The organism is Reyranella sp. (assembly GCF_017305915.1).
GTDB lineage: Bacteria > Pseudomonadota > Alphaproteobacteria > Reyranellales > Reyranellaceae > Reyranella.
Genome location: NZ_JAFKJN010000009.1, coordinates 140338 through 164445 on the forward strand (window position 1 = coordinate 140338; position 24108 = coordinate 164445).

Annotated in this window: 19 protein-coding genes and 1 pseudogene; 16 read left to right on the forward strand and 4 right to left on the reverse strand. The window is 68.6% G+C overall.

Annotated features, from left to right (window positions below; translation table 11 throughout):
• Window positions 1-4 precede the first annotated feature (4 nt).
• The 5 genes from J0J01_RS07095 (at window position 5) to J0J01_RS07115 (ending at window position 7350) form a co-directional block, all read left to right on the forward strand.
• Entirely contained in the window at window positions 5-1054 is a 1050-nt protein-coding gene (locus J0J01_RS07095; protein WP_296379550.1) for a DciA family protein, read from the forward strand.
• Window positions 1055-1112: 58 nt separating this feature from the next.
• Complete coding sequence (locus tag J0J01_RS07100) at window positions 1113-1772, forward strand: DsbA family protein (RefSeq protein WP_296379552.1); 660 nt, start codon at window positions 1113-1115, stop codon at window positions 1770-1772.
• A gap of 27 nt (window positions 1773-1799) precedes the next feature.
• Window positions 1800-5456: an AAA family ATPase gene (locus tag J0J01_RS07105; protein WP_296379553.1), complete on the forward strand. Its 3657-nt coding sequence runs from the start codon at window positions 1800-1802 to the stop codon at window positions 5454-5456.
• Between the two features lie 124 nt (window positions 5457-5580).
• Window positions 5581-6768: a succinyl-diaminopimelate desuccinylase gene (gene dapE / locus J0J01_RS07110; protein WP_296379554.1), complete on the forward strand. Its 1188-nt coding sequence runs from the start codon at window positions 5581-5583 to the stop codon at window positions 6766-6768.
• 3 nt (window positions 6769-6771) lie between these two features.
• Complete coding sequence (locus tag J0J01_RS07115; RefSeq protein ID WP_296379555.1) at window positions 6772-7350, forward strand: hypothetical protein; 579 nt, start codon at window positions 6772-6774, stop codon at window positions 7348-7350.
• On the opposite strand, the gene truA is transcribed toward J0J01_RS07115, so the two are convergent.
• The gene (gene truA, locus J0J01_RS07120) at window positions 7303-8088 is read right to left on the reverse strand and encodes a tRNA pseudouridine(38-40) synthase TruA (protein ID WP_296379557.1); all 786 of its coding nucleotides are present in this window, start codon (window positions 8086-8088) and stop codon (window positions 7303-7305) included. The genes J0J01_RS07115 and truA overlap by 48 nt on opposite strands.
• Before the next feature lie 4 nt (window positions 8089-8092).
• Complete coding sequence (gene fmt, locus J0J01_RS07125; protein WP_296379558.1) at window positions 8093-9043, reverse strand: methionyl-tRNA formyltransferase; 951 nt, start codon at window positions 9041-9043, stop codon at window positions 8093-8095.
• Window positions 9044-9093: 50 nt separating this feature from the next.
• Between fmt and zapE the strand changes: the two genes are divergently transcribed.
• The 11 genes and pseudogenes from zapE (at window position 9094) to J0J01_RS07180 (ending at window position 22815) form a co-directional block, all read left to right on the forward strand.
• Window positions 9094-10272 carry a cell division protein ZapE gene (gene zapE, locus J0J01_RS07130; protein ID WP_296379559.1) on the forward strand — a complete coding sequence of 393 codons (1179 nt, stop codon included), beginning with the start codon at window positions 9094-9096 and terminating at the stop codon, window positions 10270-10272.
• Window positions 10273-10333: 61 nt separating this feature from the next.
• Window positions 10334-11218, forward strand: a complete 885-nt coding sequence (locus J0J01_RS07135; RefSeq protein WP_296379561.1) for a dienelactone hydrolase family protein — start codon at window positions 10334-10336, stop codon at window positions 11216-11218.
• A gap of 7 nt (window positions 11219-11225) precedes the next feature.
• Entirely contained in the window at window positions 11226-12092 is an 867-nt protein-coding gene (locus tag J0J01_RS07140; RefSeq protein WP_296379562.1) for an alpha/beta hydrolase, read from the forward strand.
• 185 nt (window positions 12093-12277) lie between these two features.
• Window positions 12278-13243 (forward strand): malate dehydrogenase, encoded by a 966-nt coding sequence (gene mdh / locus J0J01_RS07145; RefSeq protein WP_296379563.1) that lies wholly within the window; start codon window positions 12278-12280, stop codon window positions 13241-13243.
• 141 nt (window positions 13244-13384) lie between these two features.
• Window positions 13385-14602, forward strand: a pseudogene (gene sucC, locus J0J01_RS07150) (ADP-forming succinate--CoA ligase subunit beta); the annotation flags it as partial.
• Complete coding sequence (gene sucD, locus J0J01_RS07155; RefSeq protein ID WP_296379565.1) at window positions 14603-15478, forward strand: succinate--CoA ligase subunit alpha; 876 nt, start codon at window positions 14603-14605, stop codon at window positions 15476-15478.
• Between the two features lie 123 nt (window positions 15479-15601).
• A complete protein-coding gene (locus J0J01_RS07160; protein ID WP_296379566.1) occupies window positions 15602-18508 on the forward strand; it encodes a 2-oxoglutarate dehydrogenase E1 component in 2907 nt (968 codons plus the stop codon).
• 10 nt (window positions 18509-18518) lie between these two features.
• Window positions 18519-19799 carry a 2-oxoglutarate dehydrogenase complex dihydrolipoyllysine-residue succinyltransferase gene (gene odhB / locus J0J01_RS07165; protein WP_296379567.1) on the forward strand — a complete coding sequence of 427 codons (1281 nt, stop codon included), beginning with the start codon at window positions 18519-18521 and terminating at the stop codon, window positions 19797-19799.
• Between the two features lie 116 nt (window positions 19800-19915).
• On the forward strand, window positions 19916-21328 hold the full coding sequence (gene lpdA, locus J0J01_RS07170) for a dihydrolipoyl dehydrogenase (protein WP_296379568.1): 1413 nt from the start codon (window positions 19916-19918) through the stop codon (window positions 21326-21328).
• Window positions 21329-21519: 191 nt separating this feature from the next.
• Window positions 21520-22401 (forward strand): AraC family transcriptional regulator, encoded by an 882-nt coding sequence (locus J0J01_RS07175; protein ID WP_296379569.1) that lies wholly within the window; start codon window positions 21520-21522, stop codon window positions 22399-22401.
• Between the two features lie 147 nt (window positions 22402-22548).
• A complete protein-coding gene (locus J0J01_RS07180; RefSeq protein WP_296379570.1) occupies window positions 22549-22815 on the forward strand; it encodes a hypothetical protein in 267 nt (88 codons plus the stop codon).
• 4 nt (window positions 22816-22819) lie between these two features.
• On the opposite strand, the gene J0J01_RS07185 is transcribed toward J0J01_RS07180, so the two are convergent.
• Together J0J01_RS07185 and J0J01_RS07190 are read right to left on the reverse strand one after the other, a co-directional pair.
• On the reverse strand, window positions 22820-23590 hold the full coding sequence (locus tag J0J01_RS07185) for an anti-sigma factor (RefSeq protein ID WP_296379571.1): 771 nt from the start codon (window positions 23588-23590) through the stop codon (window positions 22820-22822).
• Window positions 23587-24090, reverse strand: coding sequence for a sigma-70 family RNA polymerase sigma factor (locus J0J01_RS07190; protein WP_296379572.1), 504 nt, complete (start codon window positions 24088-24090; stop codon window positions 23587-23589). Before J0J01_RS07190 ends, J0J01_RS07185 begins: the two co-directional genes overlap by 4 nt.
• Between the last annotated feature and the right edge of the window lie 18 nt (window positions 24091-24108).

Sequence of the window (24108 nt, forward strand, 5' to 3'; positions counted from 1 at the left end):
GTCCATGCGGGAAAACGGCTTCCGCGCCATCGGCGGTCTCGCGCAGCGGTTGACGTCGGGCCTCACCGGCAAGGGCGGCAAGGGACGTTCGTCGGTGATGCGCCTACGTGTCGACTGGCGGGCGATCGTCGGCGACGAACTTGCGCGCGTCACGCAACCCGACGCCCTCCTCGCCGGTCGCGGGGCGGCGAAGCTGCTGCGGCTCAAGGTCGAGAGCGCGATGGCCCTCGAGATCCAGCATCGCGGCGAGCAGATCGTCGAGCGCGTGAACGCCTACTTCGGCCATCGCATGGTCGACGAGATTCGCCTCGTGCAGGGCACGCTGGCGCACAAGCCGGTGCCGCCGGTCCTGCCCAAGCCCGATCCGCGCACCCTGCAGCAGATCGAGAGCCGCGCCGCCGAGGTGCAGGATCCCGAACTGCGCGCCGCCCTGGTGCGGCTGGGCGCCCGCGTCGCCACCCGCCGCGGGGTGATGATCGGTGCGCTGGGCGGGCTCGCAGCCCCGAAGGCCCTGCGCGCGCAGGAGGATGTCGACAAGCTGCTGACGGTGCTGCCGACCGACCATGCGATGGGCAAGGCCGACGCGCCGAACGTCATCATCGACTACTTCTCGCTGACCTGCCCGCACTGCGCCAACTTCCACGCCGCGGTGCTGCCGCTCCTGAAGGGCACCTGGATCGACAACGGCAAGGTCCGCTTCGTCTATCGCCATTACCCGTCCGATTCGACGGCGACCCGCGCCAGCCTGCTGGCCGAGTGCGGCGGGGCGAAGTTCTTCGAGACCATCGACGTGCTGTTCAAGACCCAGGTCGAATGGATGACCGCGGCGAACCCCGAGGACGAGGTGGTCAAGGTGATGGAGCGGGAGGGCCTGGGCGGCCCGCAGTGCCTGGCCGACGGCCGCCTTTTCGACAAGGTCGTGGGCGACGTGCAGTCGGGCCAGGCCCTGGGCGTCAAGTTCACGCCGACCCTGTTCATCAACGAGCAGAAATACGGCAACCCCGAAGGCGGGATCCTGGGGATCGATGCGATTTTACGCCAGGTCGGGCGCTGAATCGCTTTGACTCCCCACAGGCTGAATTCCCAAGATGTAGTGGAGAGGAAGGCGTTAGATGCGTAATATCTTGATCGTCGCCGGCGGCGTCGTGGCCGTGGCCGCGATTGCGGCTGGCGTGATTTACGGAACCCGCCCGTCTTCCCCGGGGCCGGTGCCGCAGGCGGTTGCCCAGGCGCCGGACAAGGCCTCGCTGCTCAATGTCCAGCCGACCGACCATGTCCTGGGCGACCCCAAGGCGCCGATCACCATGATCGAGTACGCCTCCTTCACCTGCCCGCACTGTGCCCATTTCAGCGACGCCATCCTGCCGCAGGTGAAGAAGAAGTGGGTCGATACCGGCAAGGTGAAGCTGATCTACCGCGATTTCCCGCTCGACCAGACGGCGCTCAAGGCCGCCCAGCTCGCCGAGTGCGCGGGCAACGACAAGTATTTCGGCGTGGTCGAGATGATCTTCGGCACCCAGCAGAAGTGGGCGACGGCCTCCGACCCGATCGGCGAGCTGGCCAAGTCGCTGCGCCTCGCCGGCATGGACGATGCCGCGGTCAAGGCCTGCCTGGCCAACGAGGCGGTCGCCAACGGCGTCGTCGCCGACTATCGCGGCGGCGAGACGCTGGGCGTCAATTCGACTCCGACACTCTTCATCAACGGCGAGCAGTTCAAGGGCGCGCGCACCGTCGAGGAACTCGACGCCGCGTTCTCGAAGCTCGCCAAGTAGGCCCTGAAGACAACAGGCGTGGTGTAAATGGTCCAGTTCGACAAGCTCCGGCTCTCCGGTTTCAAGTCCTTCGTCGATCCGACGGAGCTCATGATCGAGTCCGGCATGACCGGAATCGTCGGCCCCAACGGCTGCGGCAAATCGAACCTGGTCGAGGCGCTGAAGTGGGTGATGGGCGAGACCTCGGCCAAGCAGATGCGCGGCTCGGAGATGGAGGACGTGATCTTCGCCGGCGCCGGCACCCGCCCGGCGCGCAACATCGCCGAGGTGATGCTGAGCCTCGACAACAAGACCCGCACCGCGCCGGCGATGGTCAACGATTCCGACCAGCTCGACGTCGTGCGCCGCATCGAGCGCGGCCACGGCTCGGCCTACTCGGTGAACGGCCGCGAGATCCGTGCGCGTGACGTGCAGACGCTGTTCGCCGACGCCGCCACCGGCTCGCGCTCGACCGCGCTGGTCAGCCAGGGCCGCATCGGCGCCCTGATCGCCGCCAAGCCGGCCGACCGCCGCACCATCATCGACGAGGCCGCCGGCATCACCGGCCTCTATGCCCGCCGCCACGAGGCCGAGCTCAGGCTGCGCGCCGCCGAGCAGAACCTCGCGCGCGTGCAGGACGTGCTGGTGGCGCTGGAGGAGCAGCACAAGGGCCTGAAGCGCCAGGCGCGCCAGGCCAGCCGCTACCGCAACCTGTCGGACCATATCCGCCGCGCCGAAGCCGCCGTGCTGGCGCTGCGTCTGGCCAAGACCGATAGCGAGCTCGGCGAAGCCGGCGAGCGGCTGAAGGAGGCCGAGGCGCAGGTCGCCGACCTGACGCGCCTGGTCGGCCTCGCCACGACGGCGCAGGCCGACGCCGCGACGTCGCTGCCGCCGCTGCGCAACGACGAAGCCGCGGCGGCTGCCGCGCTGCAGCGCCTGCGCGTGGCGCACGATGCCCTGACCGCCGAAGCCGAGCGTGTCGCCTCGGCGCAGCAGGAGGCCGAGACCCGGCTGCAGCAGACCGAAGGCGACCTCGGGCGCGAGCGCGGCCGCAAGGGCGACGCCGAGACCGCGATCGCCGATCTCGATGCCCAGCGCACCCGCCTCGAAGAGGAGCGGGTGGGCGAGGACGACCGCGCCGGCTCGGCCGCGGCCGCGCGCGACGAGGCGCAGGCCGCGACCGTCGCGGCCGAAGGCGAGCACGACCGCCTGACCCGCCAGATCGCCGACGACCAGGCGCTGCGCGACAGCGTCAGCCGCGAGATCGCCGAGCTGCAGGAGCGCCTGCGCCGGCTGGAGACGCGCCGCGGGGAAGTGGCGGGCCAGCAGCGCTCTATCGAAGCGGAGCTGGCGAACCTGCCGGCGATGGCCGAGGTCGAGGGCGCGCTCGAAGCCGCGCGTCTGGCTTGGGACGAGGCCAAGCGCACCGGTGCCGAAGCGATCGAGCAGGCGCGCGAGGCCGAGCGCTACGAATCGGAGGCGGCCCGCCAGGCCGTCGCCCGCGCCGAGGCCGATCGCGTCGAGATGGAGCAGGCGCGCGCCGTCGAGCGCGTCGCTGCCGAGGCGAGCTTCGCCGCCGCCAACGAGTTGCTGCAGAAGGCCAATGCGAAGCTGACCAAGCTGCGCGCCGAGGAGGCGGGTGTCGCCGCGGCGCTGAAGTCGGCGGCCGGGTCGCTGTGGCCGCCGCTGCTCGACGCGGTCAATGTCGCGCCGGGTTACGAGAAGGCGCTGGGCGCGGCGTTCGGCGAGGATCTCGAAGCCTCGTCCGATCGCGGGGCGCCGACCCACTGGCTGCCGCTGGGCTCGCTCGCCGGGGCGCCGGCGCTGCCCGAGGGCGCGACGCCGCTCGGCGCGCATGTGAAGGCGCTGCCGGAGCTGGAGCGCCGCATGGCTTTCATCGGCATCGTGCCGGACGATGCCACGGGGGCGGCGCTGCAGCCCAGTCTCAAGGCCGGCCAGCAGCTCGTCACCGTCGAGGGCGCGGTGTGGCGCTGGGACGGCTACGTCATGCGCGCCGGCGCGCCGTCGACCGCGGCGGTGCGCTTGAGCCAGCGCAACCGGTTGGCCGAGATCCGCGAACAGATCGATGCGCTGGTGACCGAGCAGACCGATATCCAGAAGAAGGTCGACGACAAGAAGCGCTGGCTGGATGCCGCCCGCGAGTCGGAGAAGCTCGCCGTCGAGCGGGCGCGCCAGCACGAGAAGCAGGTCGCCGAAGCCTCGCGCCGCAAGACCCAGGAGGCGGGCGAGGCGACGCGCGCCGCCGAGCGCGCGGCGCAGCAGGCGATCGGCCAGGCCGAGCGCGCGGCATTGGCGGCGCGCGACCGTCATGCCGAGGTGGCGCGCCGCACCGACCAGCTGCGCGCCCGCTTTGCCGCCACCGAGACGGCGATGGCCGAGATCGCGGGCGACGTTGCCGAGGGCGAGATGCGCCGCACCTTCCGCCAGGCGCGGCTGTCGTCGATCTCCGACACCCAGGCCGACCGCGAGACCGCGAATACGCTGCGCGCCGGCATCGCCGAGCTGCGCGGCGCGCTGGTCGAGGCCGAGGCGACCTGCACCCGCCTCGCGCGCGAATCGGAGATGCGGGTCGAGCGGCTGGGCCGCATCGCCCACGACCACGCGAGCTGGAGCAGCCGGCTCAGCGACGCCGACAGCCAGCTCGCCGAGCTCGACGCGCGCCGCGAGCAGATCGCAACGACCATCGCCGAGCTCGCCGCCAAGCCGGCCGAGATCGAGGAGAAGAAGGCGGCGCTCGGCGAGGAGATCGCCAAGGCCGAGGCCAGGCGCCAGGAGGCGGCCGATGCTCTCGCGATCGGCGAGACGCGTCTCGCCGAAGCCGACAAGATCATGCGCAGCGTCGAGGCCGAGCTCGCCAATGCCCGCGAGAACCGCGTGCGCCGCGAGGGCCTGGTCGAGCAGGCGACCAAGGATCGCGAGGCGGTGGTCGATCGCATCCAGGAGCGGCTGCGCTGCGAGATCGACGGCGTGCTGGCGCTGGCCGAAGTGCAGTCGGTCGAGGAGCTGCCGGAGATCGAGAAGGCCGAGCACAAGCTCGAGCGGCTGGTGCACGAGCGCGAGACCATGGGTGCGGTGAACCTGCGCGCCGAGGAGGAAGCCAACGAGCTCGAGCAGCAGATCACCGGCATGACGACCGAGCGCGACGACCTGATCGCCGCCATCGGCCGCCTGCGCCAGGGCATCTCGAGCCTCAACCGCGAGGGCCGCGAGCGCTTCGTCGCCGCCTTCGAGCAGGTCAGCACCCACTTCCAGCAGCTCTTCACCAAGCTGTTCGGCGGCGGCAAGGCGGAGCTCAGGCTCACCGAGTCGGAGGATCCGCTCGAGGCCGGCCTCGAGATCCATGCCTCGCCGCCGGGCAAGAAGCTGCAGGTGATGTCACTGCTCTCGGGCGGCGAGCAGGCGCTGACCGCGCTGTCGCTGCTGTTCGCGGTGTTCATGACCAACCCGGCGCCGATCTGCGTGCTGGACGAGGTGGACGCGCCGCTCGACGACCTCAACGTCGAGCGCTTCTGCGGCCTGGTCAACGAGATCGCCGGCCGCACCGACACGCGCTTCCTGATCATCACCCACCATCGCGTCACCATGGCGCGCATGGACCGCCTCTACGGCGTCACCATGGCCGAGCAGGGCGTCAGCCAGCTCGTCTCAGTGAACCTGCAGGAGGCCGACCGCCTGGTGGCCTGACCGAGCGGCCTGACGAGTTCGACAACCAACAAGACTGTATTCTTCCTCTCGAATGACTTGGGCGTCGGTCAGAACGCGGGCCGGCGCCCTTCTCTTTGGGCCCTCCCGGTTGTAGTGTCCGGCCATGCCCGACACCCTCGCTCCTTCCGTCACCGACGTGGTCGAACTGACGCGCGCGCTGGTGCGCTGCGAGAGCGTCACCCCGGTCGAGGCAGGCGCCCTGCGGCTGCTCGAGCGCACGCTGTCGTCGATCGGGTTCCGCTGCGAGCGCATGGATTTCACACAAGCGGGCACCGACGACGTCGCCAACCTCTATGCCCGCATCGGAAATGGCGGGAAGCACTTCTGCTTCGCCGGCCATTCCGACGTGGTGCCGGTGGGCGATCTGTCGTCCTGGACCATCGGGCCGTTCGCCGCCGAGCTGTCGGCCGGTTACCTGTTCGGCCGCGGCGCCGCCGACATGAAGGGCGCGATCGCGGCCTTCACCGAGGCGTCGGCGCGCTTCATCGCGCGGCGCGGCCGCGACTTCGGCGGCTCGATCAGCCTGCTGATCACCGGCGACGAGGAAGGCCCTGCGGTCAACGGCACGGTCAAGATGCTGAAGAAGCTCGCCGAGCGCGGCGAGACCATCGATGCCTGCGTAGTCGGCGAGCCGACCAGTTCCAGGCGCTTCGGCGACATGATGAAGATCGGCCGGCGCGGCAGCATGACCGTCGACCTCGTGATCCGCGGCGTTCAGGGCCACGTCGCCTATCCCGAGCGGCTCGACAATGCGATCCACCGCCTGTCGGCGATCGTCGAGGCGCTGGTGCGCGAGCCGATCGACAAGGGCAGCACGCATTTCCAGCCGACCTCGCTGCAGTTCACCACCATCGACGTCGGCAACAAGGCGACCAACATCGCGCCGGGCGTGGCGCATGCCCGCTTCAACACCCGCTTCAACGACCTGTGGACTTCCGCCACGCTGCTGGCGCACCTCAAGGAGCGGATCGAGCGCGCCAGCGCCTCGATCGCCGGCAACGGTATCGTCGAGTACGCCAAGGTCGAGGTGTCGGGCGAATCCTTCTACACGCCGCCCGGCGCGCTGGTCGAAGTGGTGGGCGGCGCGGTGCGCGAGGTCACGGGTGTCGAGTGCGAGCTGTCGACCACCGGCGGCACCTCGGATGCGCGCTTCATCGCGAAATACTGCCCGGTGCTGGAGTTCGGCCTGGTCGGCGAGACCATGCACAAGGTCGACGAGAAGAGTGCGGTGGCCGATCTCAAGGCGTTGTCACGCGTCTACGAGACGGTGCTCGACCGCTACTTCGCCTGAACGATGCTGAGCTCGGCGGAAATCGCGCGGGGCAGCCAGGGCGCGGTCAAGTTCCTGTCGCTGGACGTCAACGCGCCGTTCCATTTCGACAACACCATCGAGGGCTGTCTGCGCTCCTTCCAGGTGATGATCCTGGTGGCGCCGATCTACGCCTTCGTGCGCGTCATCGAGTACATGCAGGTCGACGTCGCCGCCGGCGTCGAGCTGGTCGTGCTCGCCGAGGCGCTGCGCTATGTCATCGAATGGCTGCTCTATCCGGTGATCTTCTGGGAGATCGCGCGGCGGCGCGGCTGGCTCGACCGCTATCCGCGCTACATTGCGGCGCTCAACTGGATGAACCTGCCGCAGATCGTCCTGCTGCTGGTCGCCGAAGCGGCCGCCTCGATGGTGCCGCCGGTCGCGGCACCCCTGCTGCTCGGGCTGCAGGTGTTCTTCTTCTACTGGTTCATGACGGTGACGCGGCTGGGGCTCGGCGTGAGCTGGCCTCATGCCGCCGTCCTGATGGCCGTGAACTGGGTGCCGTCCTACTTGCTGTCAATTCTCGTCAATCGATTCCTCGAGGTCAGCTTCCCCACCGGCTGAGTCGTAGCGCACTTCCATCAGGCAGAGGCCCTGTGGCGGCGCCGTCGGCCCGGCGCGCGTGCGGTCCTTGGCGGCCAAGGCCTCTTCGACATCGGCCTTGCGCCACTGGCCGCGACCCACGAGCTGCAGGGTGCCGACCAGGATGCGCACCTGGTTGTGCAGGAACGAGCGCGCGCCGACATCGATGCGGATCTCCTCGTCCGCCCGGCTGACGGCCAGCGCATCGAGCGTCTTGATCGACGACTTCGCCTGGCAGTTGATCGAGCGGAAGCTGTTGAAGTCGTGCTTTCCGATCAGCACGGAGGCCGACGCCTGCATCGCATCGACATCGAGCGGCACCGGCACGTGCCAGACATGCCCGCGCTCCATTGCCGCCGGCGTGCGCCGATTGAGGATGCGATAGCGGTAGCGCCGCCAGGTCGCCGAGAAGCGCGCATGGAATCCCTCCGGCGCGATCTCGGCCGAGACGACGACGATCGGCTGCGGCTTGAGATGGAAGGAGAGGGCGCCGCGCACCTCTTCCAGCCGCTTCTCGGCCGCGATCTCGAAATGCGCGACCTGGCCCAGCGCATGCACGCCGGCATCGGTGCGGCCGGCGCCGTGGACCACGACGCGCTCGCCGCTCAGCGCGAACACCGCGTCCTCGAGCGCGGCCTGGATCGACGGGCCGCTGTCCTGCCGTTGCCAGCCGATGAAGGGCCCGCCGTCGTACTCGACCTTGATCCTGTAGCGCGGCACGGGCTCAGGCCGGCAGGGACCGCACGGCCGGCGAGGGCAGCACGGTGCCGGCCGGCAGCGCGAAGCCGCGCAGGAAAGCGTCCGCCGCCTGCGCCGACTTGCCGGGCCGCTGCAGCTTCAGCAGCCGCAACCCGCCGGTGCCGCAGGCCACGACCGGGAAGCCGTCGCGCGCGATCGTCACCGTGCCCGGCGCGCCGCCGGCGAGCGTCAATGCAGCACCCAGCACCTTGATCGACTCGCCGTTGAAGGTGAACGACGTGCCGGGCCAGGGATGGAACGCCCGCACCTTGCGCTCGAGCTCGGCCGCCGGCCGGCGCCAGTCGAGCACGCCCTCTTCCTTGCCGAGCTTGTGGGCGTGGGTGACGCCTTCGTTGGGCTGAGGCGTCGGATCGATGGAGCGGCGGACCAATCCGTCGAGCGTCGACACGATCAGCGTCGCGCCCATCGCCGCCAGGCGGTCGTGCACGGTCTCGGCGGTGTCGGCGGCGGAGATCGGCGTGCGCTCGGCCAGCAGCATCGGGCCGGTGTCGAGGCCCTCGTCCATGCGCATGGTGGTGACGCCGGTCTCGGCGTCGCCTGCCAGGATCGCGCGATGGATCGGCGCGGCGCCGCGCCAGCGCGGCAGCAACGAGCCGTGGATGTTGATGCAGCCCAGCACCGGCGCATCGAGGAACGGCTTAGTCAGGATGTGCCCGTAGGCGACGACCACCGCCGCGTCGAGATCGAGCGCCTTGAAGGCGGCGGCTTCTTCGTCGGTCTTCAAGGTCTTCGGCGTGCGCACCGGCAGGCCGAGCCGTTCCGCCAGTTGATGCAGCGGTGTCTTGCGCTCCTGCTGGCCGCGGCCGGCGGGCTTGGGCGCGCGCGTGTAGACCGCGATCACGTCGTGGCCCGCGTCGGCCAGCGCCTGCAAGGCGGGCACGGCGAATTCCGATGTACCGAGGAACGCAATTCTCATCGCGGCCACTTATAGGCAGAGGCGTCGGGCTGAGCTAGGTATGGCTCGCAATGGATGCCGATACTCCGACGACCGGCAAGGGCCCCGCCGCCAACCTTGCCGCGCGGCGCGCTGCAGGCCAGGTGCGCGCCGATCCCGTGCAGGAAAAGATCGTGCGGCGCCTGCAGGCGGTCCACGACCAGCTCGTCGCCCTGGTGCACGAGCAGCCGGTCAAGAAGGGCTTCTGGGCGCGGCTCGGGCTCGGCGCCTCCGAGAAGCCGCCGGCCGGCCCGCACGGCCTCTACATCTGGGGACCGGTCGGCCGCGGCAAGTCGATGCTGATGGACCTGTTCTTCGCCGACGCGCCGGTCGCGAAGAAGCGCCGCGTCCATTTCCACGAGTTCATGCTCGAGGTCCAGGCGCGCCTGCACAAGCGGCGCGAGGAGCTGGCCGCCAAGGGCGCGCCGCCCGAAGCCGACACCATCGTGCCGATCGCCCGGGAGATCGCAGCAGAGACGCGGCTGCTCTGCTTCGACGAGTTCCAGGTCACCAACATCGCCGACGCCATGATCCTCGGCCGCCTGTTCGAGGTGCTGTTCGACGAGGGCATCACCGTCATCGCCACCTCCAACCGCGCGCCCGACGACCTCTACAAGAACGGCCTGCAGCGCGACCGCTTCCTGCCGTTCATCGAGCTGCTGAAGCGGCGGCTGGAGATCCTCGAGCTCGGCGGCGGCCACGACTACCGCATGGACCGCATGCGCGAGCTCGACGTCTACCTAACACCGCCCGGCTCGTGGGCGGACAAGAAGCTCGACGAAGCCTTCCGCGCGCTGTCGGGTGGCCTCGACGGCGAGCCGCGCGTGCTGCGCACCCAGGGCCGCGACGTGCCGATCCCGCGCGCAGCGCCTGGCGTCGCGATGGCGGACTACATGGACTGGTGCGCGCGGCCGATGGGCGCGGCCGACTTCCTGTGCATCGCCGACCACTTCCACACCGTGATCCTCGCCGACATCCCGAAGATGGGGCCGGACAGCCAGGACAAGGCGGCGCGCTTCGTCACCATGATCGACAGCTTCTACGAGCGGAAGGTGAAGTTCATCTGCTCGGCCGCCGCATCGCCGGACAAGCTCTACACCGAAGGCGACGGCGCGTTCGAGTTCCAGCGCACCGTGTCGCGCCTGATGGAGATGCAGAGCCCGGAATATCTCGCGCTGCCGCACATCGAGGGCGATCTCGCTTTAATGTGATTGTGGGCCTGCCGGACGCCAGCCTAGGCTTTGCGTCATACGAATACCCGGAGGACGGACCATGGACGGCGATCGCGTTCCCCTCAACGACCGCGCCCTGTCGCGCCGCTCTGCGCTGGCGGCCAGCACCACCCTCGGCGCGGGCTTCGCGCTCGCCGCACAACCGATTTGCGCCCAGACCGTCATCGCCACGCCAGCCGATGGCCTCGCGGCCGGCACCGTCAAGGTGAAGACAAAGGACGGCAAGGACATGACCGCGTATCGCGCCATGCCGGCGTCGGGCGCCGGCTTCGGCACCGTGCTGGTGGTGCAGGAGATCTTCGGCCTGCACGAGCACATCCGGGACGTGACGCGCCGCTTCGCCAAGGCGGGCTTCTACGCGATCGCGCCCGATCTCTACTTCCGCCAGGGCGACGCGACCAAGATTTCCGACATCCCGACGCTGCTGAAGGACATCGTCTCCAAGGTGTCGGACGAGCAGGTCATGGGCGACCTCGATTCCACGGTCGCGTTCGTGAAGAGCGAGGGCAAGGGCGACGCGAGCAAGCTCGGCATCACCGGTTTCTGCTGGGGCGGCCGCATCGTCTGGCTGTACGACGCGCACAACCCTGCGGTGAAGGCGGGCGTCGCCTGGTACGGTCGCGTCGTCGGCGACGCCTCGCCGACGACGCCCAAGCATCCTCTTGACGTCGTCAACCAGCTGCACGGGCCGGTGCAGGGCCTCTATGGCGGCGCCGACAGCGGCATCCCCAACGACAGCGTCGACAAGATGCGCGACGCGCTCAAGGCCTCGAGCAACACCGCAGCCAAGAAGTCGACCATCAAGACCTATCCCGACACGCCGCACGGCTTCAACGCCGACTACCGCCCGTCCTATCGCAAGGAGCAGGCGGAAGACGGCTGGAAACTCGCCGTCGCCTGGTTCAAGGCGAACGGCGTCGGCTGAAGCAGACATGGCCGAAACGATCGGCCTCACGACGCGGTCGGGCGGGACCTTCACCGCGGACGTCGCGGGCCCGGCCGGTGGACCGCTGGTCCTGCTGCTGCACGGCTTCCTCGAATCGCGGCACAGCTGGCGCGAGGCGCTGCCGGTGCTCGCCGCGGCGGGCTATCGCTGCGTCGCGCCGGACCAGCGAGGCTACTCGCCGGGCGCGCGGCCCGATCCGGCCGATCTTTCCAACTACGCCTTCGACAAGCTGGTGAACGATGCGCTCGAGATCGCGGCGGCCTCGGGCGACGATGGCAAGCGCTTCCACCTGGTCGGCCACGATTGGGGCGGGCAGGTTTCCTGGGGCGTGGCCAACGCGTATCCCGAGCGGCTCGCCTCGCTCAGCGTACTGTCGCGGCCGCATCCCTTGTCGTTCCGCCGTGCGCTGGCCGATCCCAATGGCGACCAGAAGCACCGCTCCCGCCATCACTTCCGGTTCCTCGAGCCCGAGACCGGGCCGATGCTGATCGAGGACAACGCGCGGCGTCTGCGCGAGGGCTTGTTCGGCCAGAACGTCGAGCAGGCGGCGATCGAGGAGCACATGTCGGTGCTCGGCAATCGCGATGCGATCGAAGCGGCCTTGGCCTGGTACCGCTCGAACAAGGGCCTGTCGGGCGACTTCGGCTCGATCAAGGTGCCGACGCTCTACATCTGGGGCGACGCCGACGCTACGGTCGGCCCCGACGCCGCGAAAGGCACCGGGGATTTCGTGATCGCGGCTTATGCGATGGAAGTGCTGCCGGGCGTCGGCCACTTCGTCATGGACCAGGCGCCAGCGAAGGCGACCGAGCTGATCCTGGCCCATATCAAGAAACACTCCTCCCCATTCTGATGGGGAGGAGTCGGCGTCTTACGCCGACGGAGGGGTCATGGGCCGCAGTACGTGACTCATGACCCCTCCGTCGCGGATCACCGCGACACCTCCCCATATGAATGGGGAGGGTAAAAACTGGCGTTCTTGCCGCCCTGCCGGAATCGCGCTACCACGCGCCGCGCTCAAGAATTTGGAGATTTCGCATGGCTCGCAAGAAGATCGCGTTGATCGGCGCCGGACAGATCGGCGGCACCCTCGCCCTGCTGGCGGGCCAGAAAGACCTGGGCGACATCATCCTGTTCGACATCCCGCAGGCCGAGGGCACCGCCAAGGGCAAGGCGCTGGACATCGCCCAGCTCTCGCCGGTCGCGGGTTTCGATGCCAACTACTCCGGATCGTCCAACTACAAGGACATCGCCGGCGCCGACGTGGTGATCGTCACCGCCGGGGTGCCGCGCAAGCCCGGCATGAGCCGTGACGACCTGGTCGGGATCAACGCCAAGGTCATCAATGCCGTCGGCAAGGGCATCAAGGAGAACGCCCCCAACGCCTTCGTCATCGTCATCACCAATCCGCTCGATGCGATGGTCGGCCTGATGCACGAAGTCACCGGCTTCCCGGCCAACCGCGTGGTCGGCATGGCCGGCGTGCTCGATTCCGCGCGCTTCCGCCTGTTTCTTGCGCAGGAGTTCGGCTGCTCGGTCGAGGACGTCACCGCCTTCGTGCTGGGCGGCCACGGCGACACCATGGTGCCGCTGATCCGCTACTCGACGGTCGCCGGCATTCCGCTGCCCGATCTGGTGAAGATGGGTTGGACCACCCAGGATAAGCTCGACAAGATCGTCCAGCGCACCCGCGACGGCGGCGCCGAGATCGTCGGCCTGCTGGGCAACGGCTCGGCCTTCTACGCCCCGGCCGCCTCGGCGATCGCCATGGCCGAGAGCTATCTCAAGGACAAGAAGCGGGTGATCCCCTGCGCCGCGCTGCTCAACGGCGAGTACGGCGTGAAGGGCCTGTACATCGGCGTGCCGGTGGTGATCGGCAAGGGCGGCATCGAGAAGATCGTCGAGGTTTCCTTCAATGCGGAGGAAAAGGCGATGTTCGACAAGTCGGTCGGCGCCGTGAAGTCGCTGGTCGAGGCGACCAAGAAGATCGTCGCCGCGGGCTGATCTGCACGATTGCGCACGATCTCTGCGGGGACTTAAAAGCGTCACCAGTCCGTCGTTGCCAAGGCGTTGCGGCACTCATAAAGTGCCGCAACTGCGAGCGAGTTGCGATTCGCAACTGACGGCTCGCACGTTTTTTGCTGACCGGCCAGGGCACAGGATCGCATGAACATCCACGAGTATCAGGCCAAGGCCTTGCTGGCGAAATTCGCCGTTCCGCTCCTCAAGGGCGGAGTCGCGTATACCAGGGACGAGGCGATGGACGTCGCGCGCAAGCTCGGCACGCCCGTCGTCGTCGTGAAGGCGCAGATCCATGCCGGCGGCCGCGGCAAGGGCCGCTTCAAGGACGACCCCAACGGCAAGGGTGGCGTCCGCATTTCGAAATCGGTCGACGAGGTCGGCATCAATGCCCAGGCGATGCTGGGTCACGAGCTGGTCACCAAGCAGACTGGCCCGGCCGGCAAGACGGTGAAGCGCCTCTACATCGAGGAAGGCTCCGACATCAAACGCGAGCTGTACCTCTCGATCCTGGTCGACCGCGCGGTCGGCCGCATCTCGATCGTCGCTTCCACCGAAGGCGGCATGGACATCGAGACGGTGGCGCACGACACGCCGGAGAAGATCGTCAAGCAGCCGATCGACCCGGCCTCGGGCTACCAGGCCTTCGACGGCCGCAAGATCGCCTTCGCGCTCGGCCTCAGCGGCAAGCAGGTCGCCAAGTTCGTCGCGATGCTCGGCGCGCTCTACAAGGCCTTCACCGAGCTCGACTGCTCGCTGATCGAGATCAACCCGCTGGTCGTGACCGGCGCGGGCGAGGTGATCGCCCTCGATGCCAAGATGAACTTCGACGACAACGCGCTCGAACGGCATTCCGAGCTCGAGGCGCTGCGCGACCAGGACGAGGAAGACCCTTCGGAGACAGAGGCCGCCCGGTACGCGCTGAACTACGTCAAGCTCGACGGCCAGATCGGCTGCATGGTGAACGGCGCCGGCCTTGCCATGGCGACCATGGACATCATCAAGCTCTACGGCTCCTCGCCGGCGAACTTCCTCGATGTCGGCGGCGGCGCCACCAAGGAGCGCGTGACCGCAGCGTTCAAGATCATCCTCAAGGATCCCAACGTCGAAGGCATCCTGGTGAACATCTTCGGCGGCATCATGCGCTGCGACGTGATCGCCGAGGGTGTCGTGGCCGCGGCGCGCGAAGTGAACCTGCACGTCCCGCTGGTCGTCCGGCTCGAAGGCACCAATGTCGAATTGGGCAAGAAGATCCTGAAGGAATCGGGATTGAAGATCACCTCGGCGGAGAACCTCGCCGACGCCGCGCAAAAGATCGTCCAGGCCGTGAAGGAGGCCGCTTAAATGGCCGTCCTCGTCGACAAGAACACCAAGGTGATCTGCCAGGGTTTCACCGGCAGCCAGGGCACCTTCCATTCCGAGCAGGCGATCGCCTACGGCACCAAGATGGTGGGCGGTGTGACGCCGGGCAAAGGCGGCACCATCCATCTCGACCTGCCGGTATTCGACACCGTGGCGGAAGCCGTCGCCAAGACCGGCGCCGATGCCACGGTGATCTACGTGCCGGCGGCGTTCGCGGCCGATTCGATCCTCGAGGCGGTCGACGCCGAGATCCCGCTGATCGTCTGCATCACCGAGGGCATTCCCGTGCTCGACATGGTGAAGGTGAAGCGCACGCTCGCCGGCTCCGGGTCGCGGCTGATCGGGCCGAACTGCCCGGGCGTGATCACCGCCGGCGAGTGCAAGATCGGCATCATGCCGGGCCACATCCACAAGCGCGGCAAGATCGGCATCATCTCGCGCTCCGGCACGCTCACCTACGAGGCGGTGGCGCAGACCACGGCGGCCGGCCTCGGCCAGACCACCTGCATCGGCATCGGCGGCGATCCGGTGAACGGCACCAACTTCGTCGAGTGCCTGGAGATGCTGCTGCCCGATCCGGAGACCGAGGGCATCGTCATGATCGGCGAGATCGGCGGCGACGCCGAGGTCAAGGCCGCCGAGTACATCAAGGCGTCGAAGACCAGGAAGCCGGTGGTCGGCTTCATCGCCGGCCGCACCGCGCCGCCGGGCCGCCGCATGGGCCATGCGGGCGCGGTCATCTCCGGCGGTCACGATACCGCCGAATACAAGGTCGAAGCCCTGCGTTCCGCAGGCATCCATGTTGCCGATTCGCCCGCTGCATTGGGCGACGAAATGCTCAAGGCAATGACCAAGTAAACCCTCCCCATTCAGATGGGGAGGTGGCCCGAAGGGCCGGAGGGGTCATGACCCCATCGCCCCGTAAGACGGGGCACTTCCCCATATGAATGGGGAAGTGGGCGTGAGAGGAGCTGACTGGCTATGCAGGCCGAGCAAACATCGTTTCTCTTCGGCGCCAATGCGCCGTTCATCGAGGAGCTCTACGCGCGCTTCCTCGAGGACCCGAACAAGGTCGATCCCGACTGGCGCATCTTCTTCGAGGCGCTGGCCGAGGAGCGCGGCGACGTGCTGGCCGAGGTGCGCGGCGCGTCGTGGGCGCCCAACCAGGCGCGCGTCATCGACGTGCCCGACACCGAGATGCCGCGCGCGGCCGCCAACCGCAACGTCAAGGCCAACGGCGGCGCGATGCCGCTCGCCGGTGCCATGATTGAGGGGAGGGGCGAGGAGGCGATCCGCGCCGCCGCCTACGACACCAGCCGCGCCTTCCTGCTGATCCGCAGCTACCGCATCCGCGGCCACCTCGAGGCCGACCTCGACCCGCTCCGCCTGATCCACCAGGCGCTGCATGCCGACCTCGATCCCAGGACCTACGGCTTCACCGACGCCGACTGGGACCGCCCGATCCTGATCTTCGGCACGCTCGGCCTCGGCGACGCCGCCACCCTGCGCCAGATCTGGGAGCGGCTGCGCAAGACCTACTGCGGCAAGATCGGCGTCGAGTACATGCACATCGCCGATCCCGACCAGAGGGTGTGGATCCAGGAGCGCATCGAGCACGTCGAGAACCGCACCGACTTTACGCTCGAAGGTCGCCGCATGATCATGCAGCGCGTGGTCGAGGCGGAAGGGCTGGAGAAATATCTCGGCCTGAAGTTCGTCGGCACCAAGCGCTTCGGCCTCGACGGCGGCGAATCGCTGATCCCGGGCCTCGAGCAGATCTTCAAGCGCGGCGGCCAGCTCGGCGTCAAGGACGTCGTGATCGGCATGCCCCATCGCGGCCGTCTCAACACGCTCGTGCACGCGCTGCAGAAGAGCTACACGGCGTTGTTCTCCGAGTTCCAGGGCCGCTCCTCGCAGCCCGAGGAGATGCGCGGCTCGGGCGACGTGAAGTACCACCTCGGCGCCTCGGCCGATCGCGAGTTCGACGGCAACACCATCCATCTCTCGCTGGCGCCCAACCCCTCGCATCTCGAGGCGGTGAATCCCGTGGTGCTCGGCAAGGCGCGCGCCAAGCAGGACCAGCGCGGCGACGACGACCGCAGCCAGGTGATGGCGATCCTGATGCACGGCGACGCGGCGTTCGCGGGCCAGGGCCTGGTGGCCGAGAGCCTCGATCTCTCCGATCTCGCCGGCTACCGCATCGGCGGCACCATCCATTTCGTGGTCAACAACCAGATCGGCTTCACGACCTTGCCGACCGCGTCGCGCCCGGGCCCGTACTGCACCGAGATCGCCAAGATCGTGCAGGCGCCGATCCTGCACGTGAACGGCGACGATCCCGAGGCCGTCGTGCACTGCTCCCGCATCGCCACCGAGTACCGGCAGCACTTCAAGCGCGACATCGTCGTCGACATGTTCTGCTACCGCCGCTACGGGCACAACGAATCGGACGAGCCGATGTTCACCCAGCCGCTGATGTACAAGGAGATCGGCGGCCATAGGACGGTGAAGGAAGTCTATGCCGCGCAGCTCGAGGGCGAGGGCGTTGTGAGCGCGGCCGACGTAACGGCGATGGACGCCGAGCTGCGCGCCAAGCTCGACAAGGCGCTGGAGGCGGCGACCAACTACAAGCCCAACAAGGCCGACTGGCTGGAAGGCAAGTGGTCGGGCATGACCGTCGCGCCGGAGGAGGAGGACCGCAAGGGCCAGACCGCCGTCGACACCGACAAGCTGATCGCGATCGGCCGCGCGCTCTCGGAGCCGCCCAAGGACTTCGATCTCAACCGCAAGCTGATGCGGCTGCTGCAGGAGAAGCGCAAGTCGATCGACACCGGCCGCGACATCGACTGGTCGACCGGCGAGGCGCTGGCGTTCGGCGCGCTGCTGGTGGAAGGCACGCCGGTGCGGTTGAGCGGCCAGGATTCCGGCCGCGGCACCTTCTCGCAGCGCCATTCGGTGCTGGTCGACCAGGCCAACGAGAAGCAATACATCCCGCTGAACCACGTCGCCGAAGGCCAGGCGCATTTCGAGGTGATCGACAGCCCGCTCAACGAGGCGGCGGTGCTGGGCTTCGAGTACGGCTACTCGTCGGCCGAGCCCAACGCGCTGGTGATGTGGGAGGCGCAGTTCGGCGACTTCGCCAACGGCGCGCAGGTCATCATCGACCAGTTCATCTGCTCGGGCGAGAGCAAGTGGCTGCGCATGAACGGCCTCGTGCTGCTGCTGCCGCACGGCTACGAGGGGCAGGGCCCCGAGCACAGCTCGGCGCGCCTCGAGCGCTACCTGCAGCTCAGCGCCGAGGACAACTGGCAGGTCGTCGTGCCGACGACGCCGGCCAACTACTTCCACGCGCTGCGCCGCCAGGTGCGCCGCACCTTCCGCAAGCCGCTGGTGGTGATGACGCCGAAGTCGCTGCTGCGCCACAAGGATGCGGTGTCGACCCTGGCCGACTTCGGGCCGAGCTCGTCGTTCCGCCGCCTGCTGCCCGAGACCGACCAGCTCGTGCCGGGCGACAAGGTGCGGCGCGTGCTGCTGTGCAGCGGCAAGGTCTACTTCGACCTCGTCGCCGAGCGCCGCAAGCGCAAGATCGACGACATCGCGATCCTCCGCATCGAGCAGCTCTATCCGCTGCCGTTCACCCGGCTCGGCGTGCGCCTCTCGGCCTATCCCAACGCCGAGGTCGTGTGGTGCCAGGAGGAGCCGGAGAACATGGGCGCCTGGCACTTCATCGACCGGCGCATCGAGCGCGCGCTGTCGAACATCGACGTGAAGGCGAAGCGGGCGGTCTATATCGGCCGCCCCGAATCGGCGTCGCCGGCCACCGGCTCGGCGCGCAATCATCTCAAGGAGCAGGCGGACCTGGTCGACCGCGCGCTCACGATCGGCTGAGGAGAGGGTAATGGCCGTCGAGATCAAGGTTCCGGCATTGGGCGAATCGGTCACCGAGGCGACCGTGTCCAAGTGGATGGTGAAGGTGGGCGACGGCGTCGCTGTCGACCAGCCGTTGTGCGAGCTCGAGACCGACAAGGTCACCGTCGAGGTGCCGGCGACCACTGCCGGCACGATCGCCGACATCGCCGTCGCCGAGGGCGCCACGGTGCCGGTGGGCGGCGTGCTCTGCCACATCGAGGCCGTCGGCGGCGCGGCCGCCGCGCCGAAGCCGGCCGCGGTTCCGGCCGCCCCGCCGCCGCCCAAGCCCGCGCCGGCTCCTGTGCCAACTCTGGCGCCAACTCCGGCGGTAGCGCCTGCCGCTGCGCCGGCGACGGCTGCCGCGGTCGCGACGGCGGCCAATCTTGCGGCCTCCGGTCCGGCGGTGCGCAAGCTCGTCGACGAGAGGGGCGTGTCGCCCGCCGCCATCCAGCCCACGGGCAAGGACGGCCGCGCGACCAAGGCCGACGTGATGGCGGCGTTGTCGTCGATCTCGGCCCAGGCGGCGCCGGTTGCGAAGCCGGCCGCGCCAGCGGGGCCGCGGCCGCGCGCCGACCGCGAGGAGCGGGTGCGCATGACGCGGCTGCGCCGCACCATCGCCAATCGCCTCAAGGAGGCGCAGAACACCGCCGCCATGCTGACCACCTTCAACGAGGTGGACATGACCAACGTCATGGCGCTGCGCGACCGGCTGAAGGACGACTTCGAGAAGAAGCACGGTGCGCGGCTGGGCTTCATGTCGTTCTTCGTCAAGGCATGCATCGCCGGGCTCAGGGAGCTGCCGGCGGTCAATGCCGAGATCGAGGGCGACGAGCTGGTCTACAAGAACTACTACGACATCGGCGTCGCCGTCGGCACGCCGCAGGGCCTGGTGGTGCCGGTGCTGCGCGATGCCGACGCGCGCTCCTTCGCCGAGGTCGAGAAGGGCATCGCCGAGCTCGGCCACAAGGCGCGCGACGGCAAGCTCTCGATCGCCGACCTGACGGGCGGCACCTTCACCATCTCCAACGGCGGCGTCTACGGCTCGCTGATGTCGACGCCGATCCTCAATCCGCCGCAGTCCGGCATCCTCGGCATGCACAAGATCCAGCAGCGGCCGATGGTGGTGGGCGGCGAGGTCAAGGCACGGGCGATGATGTACCTCGCCCTGTCATATGACCATCGCATCATCGACGGGCGCGAGGCGGTGCTGTTCCTGGTGCGGGTCAAGGAATGCATCGAGGATCCCGAGCGCCTGCTGCTCGGGGTCTAGAACGCGAGAAGTAGCAACCAGCACGCTGTCATCCCGAGCGAAGCGAGGGATCTTTACTGGTCCGGAAAGATCCCTCGCTTCGTTCGGGATGACAGTGGCAGCGATCACGGTGTGTCATGGCGAACGAAACCTTTGATCTGGTCGTGATCGGCGCCGGTCCGGGCGGCTACGTCGCGGCGATCCGCGCGGCCCAGCTCGGCATGACGGTGGCGGTGGTCGACAAGCGCACGACGCTCGGCGGCACCTGCCTCAATGTCGGCTGCATCCCGTCCAAGGCCTTGCTGCAATCCTCGCACCTGTTCGAGCAGGCGGCGCACGATCTCAGCGTACACGGCGTCACGGTCGGCGCGCCCGCGCTCGACTTCGCCCAGTTCATGAAGCGCAAGGCCGAGGTTGTCGAGGCGACGACCAAGGGCGTCGCCTTCCTGTTCCGCAAGAACAAGATCGCCTGGTTCCAGGGCACCGGCCGCATCGAGAAGGCGGGTGAGGTCGCGGTGCTCGGCAACGATGGCGCGGTCAAGGAGACGCTCGCCGCCAAGAGCATCCTGATCGCCTCGGGCTCCGAGGTGATCCCGCTGCCGGGCGTGACGGTGGACGAGAAGAAGATCGTCTCCTCGACCGGCGCGCTCGAGCTCACCGAGGTGCCCAGGCGCCTGGTGGTGGTCGGCGCCGGCATCATCGGCCTCGAGCTCGGCTCGGTGTGGCGCCGGCTCGGCTCCGATGTGACGGTGATCGAGTTTCTCGACCGCATCACGCCGGGCGTCGACGACGAGGTCACCCGGCAGTTCCAGCGCTCCCTCGCCAAGCAGGGCATGAAGTTCAAATTAGGCTCCAAGGTCACCAGGGCCGATGCCGGCGGCGCCGGCGTCGTGCTGACGCTCGAACCAGCGAAAGGCGGCGCCGCCGAGACCGTCGAGGCCGACGTCGTGCTGGTCTGCATCGGCCGCCGTCCCTATGTCGAAGGCCTCGGCCTCGACAAGGCGGGCGTGAAGCTGACGCCGCACGGCCGCATCGAGGTCGATGCGCACTTCCAGACCTCGGTGCCCGGCATCTACGCGATCGGCGACGTGATCGACGGCCCGATGCTCGCCCACAAGGCGAGCGAGGACGGCGTTGCCTGCGTCGAGACCATCGCCGGCCAGAAGGGCCACGTCGACTGGGACCTCGTGCCCTCGATCGTCTACACCCAGCCCGAGGTCGCCTGGGTCGGCAAGACCGAGGAGCAGCTCAAGGCGGCGGGCGTCGCCTACAAGGTCGGCAAGTATCCTTTTATGGCCGACCCGCGCAGCCGCGCCAACGGCACGACGGAAGGCTTCGCGAAGGTGCTGGCCGACAAGGCGACCGACCAGGTGCTTGGCGTCCACATCATCGGCGCCGAAGCCGGCACCATGATCGCCGAGGCGGCAATGGCAATGGAGTTCCGCGCCTCGGCCGAGGATATCGGCCGCGTTTGCCATGCTCATCCCACGGTCAACGAGGCGCTCAAGGAAGCGGCCCTCGCAGCGTGGGACAAGCCTATCCACCTCTAGCCTCCAGGGCCAAGCCGTCGTCCAAAACGGCGAAAATATGCTATGATGCGGTTTTATGGATGTCCCGCCGTCAAGACAGAGAAACAAATGTGACGTCGGATTTCGAGTGGTTGCTTCATGATCGGGCAGTCGAACAGCCCGTAGTTGCCGGCTCTTCTTTCTCCGTCGACGACGATCGATGGAGCGGGACGTTGGAGCGCATCGTCGTTTCGCCCACCCTGCGCGTCTCGCTGAACAACGTCCGCGCGCACCGGGATTTCGGCGTCCAGCCGACCGACCGCTACGACGAGCCGTATGTCGTGGGCCAGGTCATGCTCGAGGGCCGCGTCGACCTCGATTTCGGCGGCCGCCGCCGGGTTGTCGCCTCGGGCAACCATTCGCTGCTGTTCCGACTGTCCGGCGACTGGCCGACCTACAATCTCCGGGCCGACACGCCGTTCCATTCGCTGGCCTACAAGCTCGACGTGGCGCGCATCGAGCGCCTGCTCGAGGGCGAGGCGCCGGAGATCCTGCGGCCGCTGCTGGCGCGCCGGCTCGACCAGCCGGTTCACCTGTCGGGCCGCGCCAACCGGCTGATGCGCAACATTGCTGCAGGGACCTTCGCCGCCGGGCTGAACGGCCCCTTGCGCCGAATCATGCTGGAAGGGGCGGCGCTGCAGCTCTTCGCCATCCAGGCCGGCGTCGCCGCGCGCCAGCAGCCGGCGGGCGAGCGCATCGCGCTCTCGACCCGCGAGCGCGCCGCCGTGCACGATGCGCACGACCGGCTGCTCGCCGACATGCGCGAGCCGCCGACTCTCGGCGCGTTGGCCGACGCGGTCGGCCTCAGCGAGAAGCGGCTGAGCGCCGGCTTCCGCCAGGAGTTCGGTGCCAGCGTGTTCGAGACCCTGCGCAACCGACGGCTCGAGCATGGCCGGCAGGCGCTCGAAGACGGCGCGGCGAGCGTCAAGGAGATCGCCCACCGCGTCGGCTACAACCACGTCAGCAACTTCATCCACGCCTACCGCGCCCGCTACGGCAAGCCGCCGCGCCGCCACCTGCGTCAGGAGCGCGAGGAGCTGGCCGCCGCCGAGTAGGGGATTGGCCACTGGAGCACATTCCGTCCGGCTGGAAACAGCCGGACGGAATGTGCCCTGTTGGGCCAGCATCGTCTGTGCGCGCATTTCCGATCAGATAGGAAATCGCTCTGGCGGAACGCCGCCGTCGTCGCCATTCCAGCCCCTATGCGCAAGCCGCTGATGATCGTTCTGGTCGGGGTGCTGCTGGTCCTCACGGTGGTGGGCGGCCTGCTGCCGATCCTGCAGGGCTGGATCTTCTTCGTGCTGGCCCTCTACCTGTTCGCCACCGAGTTCGACACCGGGCGCGTCTGGGTCAAGCGCGCCCGCCGGCGCTGGCCCGTCCTGTCGCGCTGGATCGCCGCCGCCCGCAGCCATCGCTGGGCACCGCGCCATCTTCAGGAATTCGACGAGCTGACCGACCCCAGCCGGTGACACTTCAGTTGAAGCGGCGATAGACCGCTTCGGCGATCGGCAGCAGCTCCTCGCGCGTCGCCGGCGCGGTCACGGCGAAGCCGAAGCCCTGGTCGATCCAGGCGAAGGTCGCGGCCTCGCCGTCGCGCTGGAAGCGGAAGGCGGTCTCGCTGCCTTCGGCGGCGCGGACATAGAGCGTTAGCCGCTTGCCGCTGGCATCGTCGTACATCAGCTGCGCCGCCGCCGAGCCGTTGCCCGGCAGCAGCCGCCCGCCCATCAGCCTGTAGCCGAACGGCATGAGATCGGGCGCAGCCAGCGGCTTGCCGAGCCGGCGCGACAGCCACTGAATCAGATGCGCCTCCTGCGCCGAGGCGACTTCCACCGGATGGGCGACCTCGACGACGTAAGTGCGATAGGCCGCGTTGGCGTTCTGGGCGACGGCGGTCGTCACGGGCGGCGCCAGCGCTTCGTGATTGGCCGCGAACCAGCCCGCGCCGGCGCCGACGGTGAAGACCAGCAGGCTCGCCGCCACCGCCTTCAGCCGCCACATCATCGTGTTGCGCCGCGCGGCACGGATGTTGGCGAGCCACAGCCGCGGCGGCACCGGCTCGGCGAACTTGCCCTCGAGCTGGCCGCGCAAGGCGTTGCGCTGGCGGATGTCGAGAGTGATCCGCTCGCGCACGTCGGGGTTCTGCGCCAGGTAGGCCTCGACCGCGGCGTGACGCACCTCGGGCAGGCGGCCGTCGACATAGGCCTGCAGATCGTCCTCAACGATGGGGCCATCGTTGATCGTCATTTCACTCTCCGAAGCAGCGTGACCTTGCCGGTCTCCACCAGCGCGCGAAGCCTCTGCCGCGCCCGGGACAGGCGCGACATCACCGTCCCGATCGGCATGCCGAGGATGCGCGCGGCATCGTCGTAGGAAAAGTCCTCGACCCCGACCAGCAGCAGCAGCGACTTCTGCTCCTCTGGCAGCTGGTCGAGCGCGGCCAGCACGTCGTGCACCTCGAGCGCCGCCTCCTGCCGCGCGGCGACGCTGGGCGCTGCCTCGTCGATATCGACGCTGGCGCCGTGCCGGCGATCGCGGCGCCAGCGGCTGACATGCAGGTTGCGCAGGATGGCGAACAGCCAGGCCCGCACGTCGCCGTCGGGCCGGCGCAGCAGCCAGCGCGACAGGGCGCGCTCCAGCGTGTCCTGCACCAGGTCGTCGGCGCGGTCGCGGTCGCGCAGCAGCGCGAAGGCGTAGCGGCGCAGCGCCGGGATGTGCGGTTCGATCAGGGGCCCGGGATCGGCCATCGGCTCAATCTAAAGAAT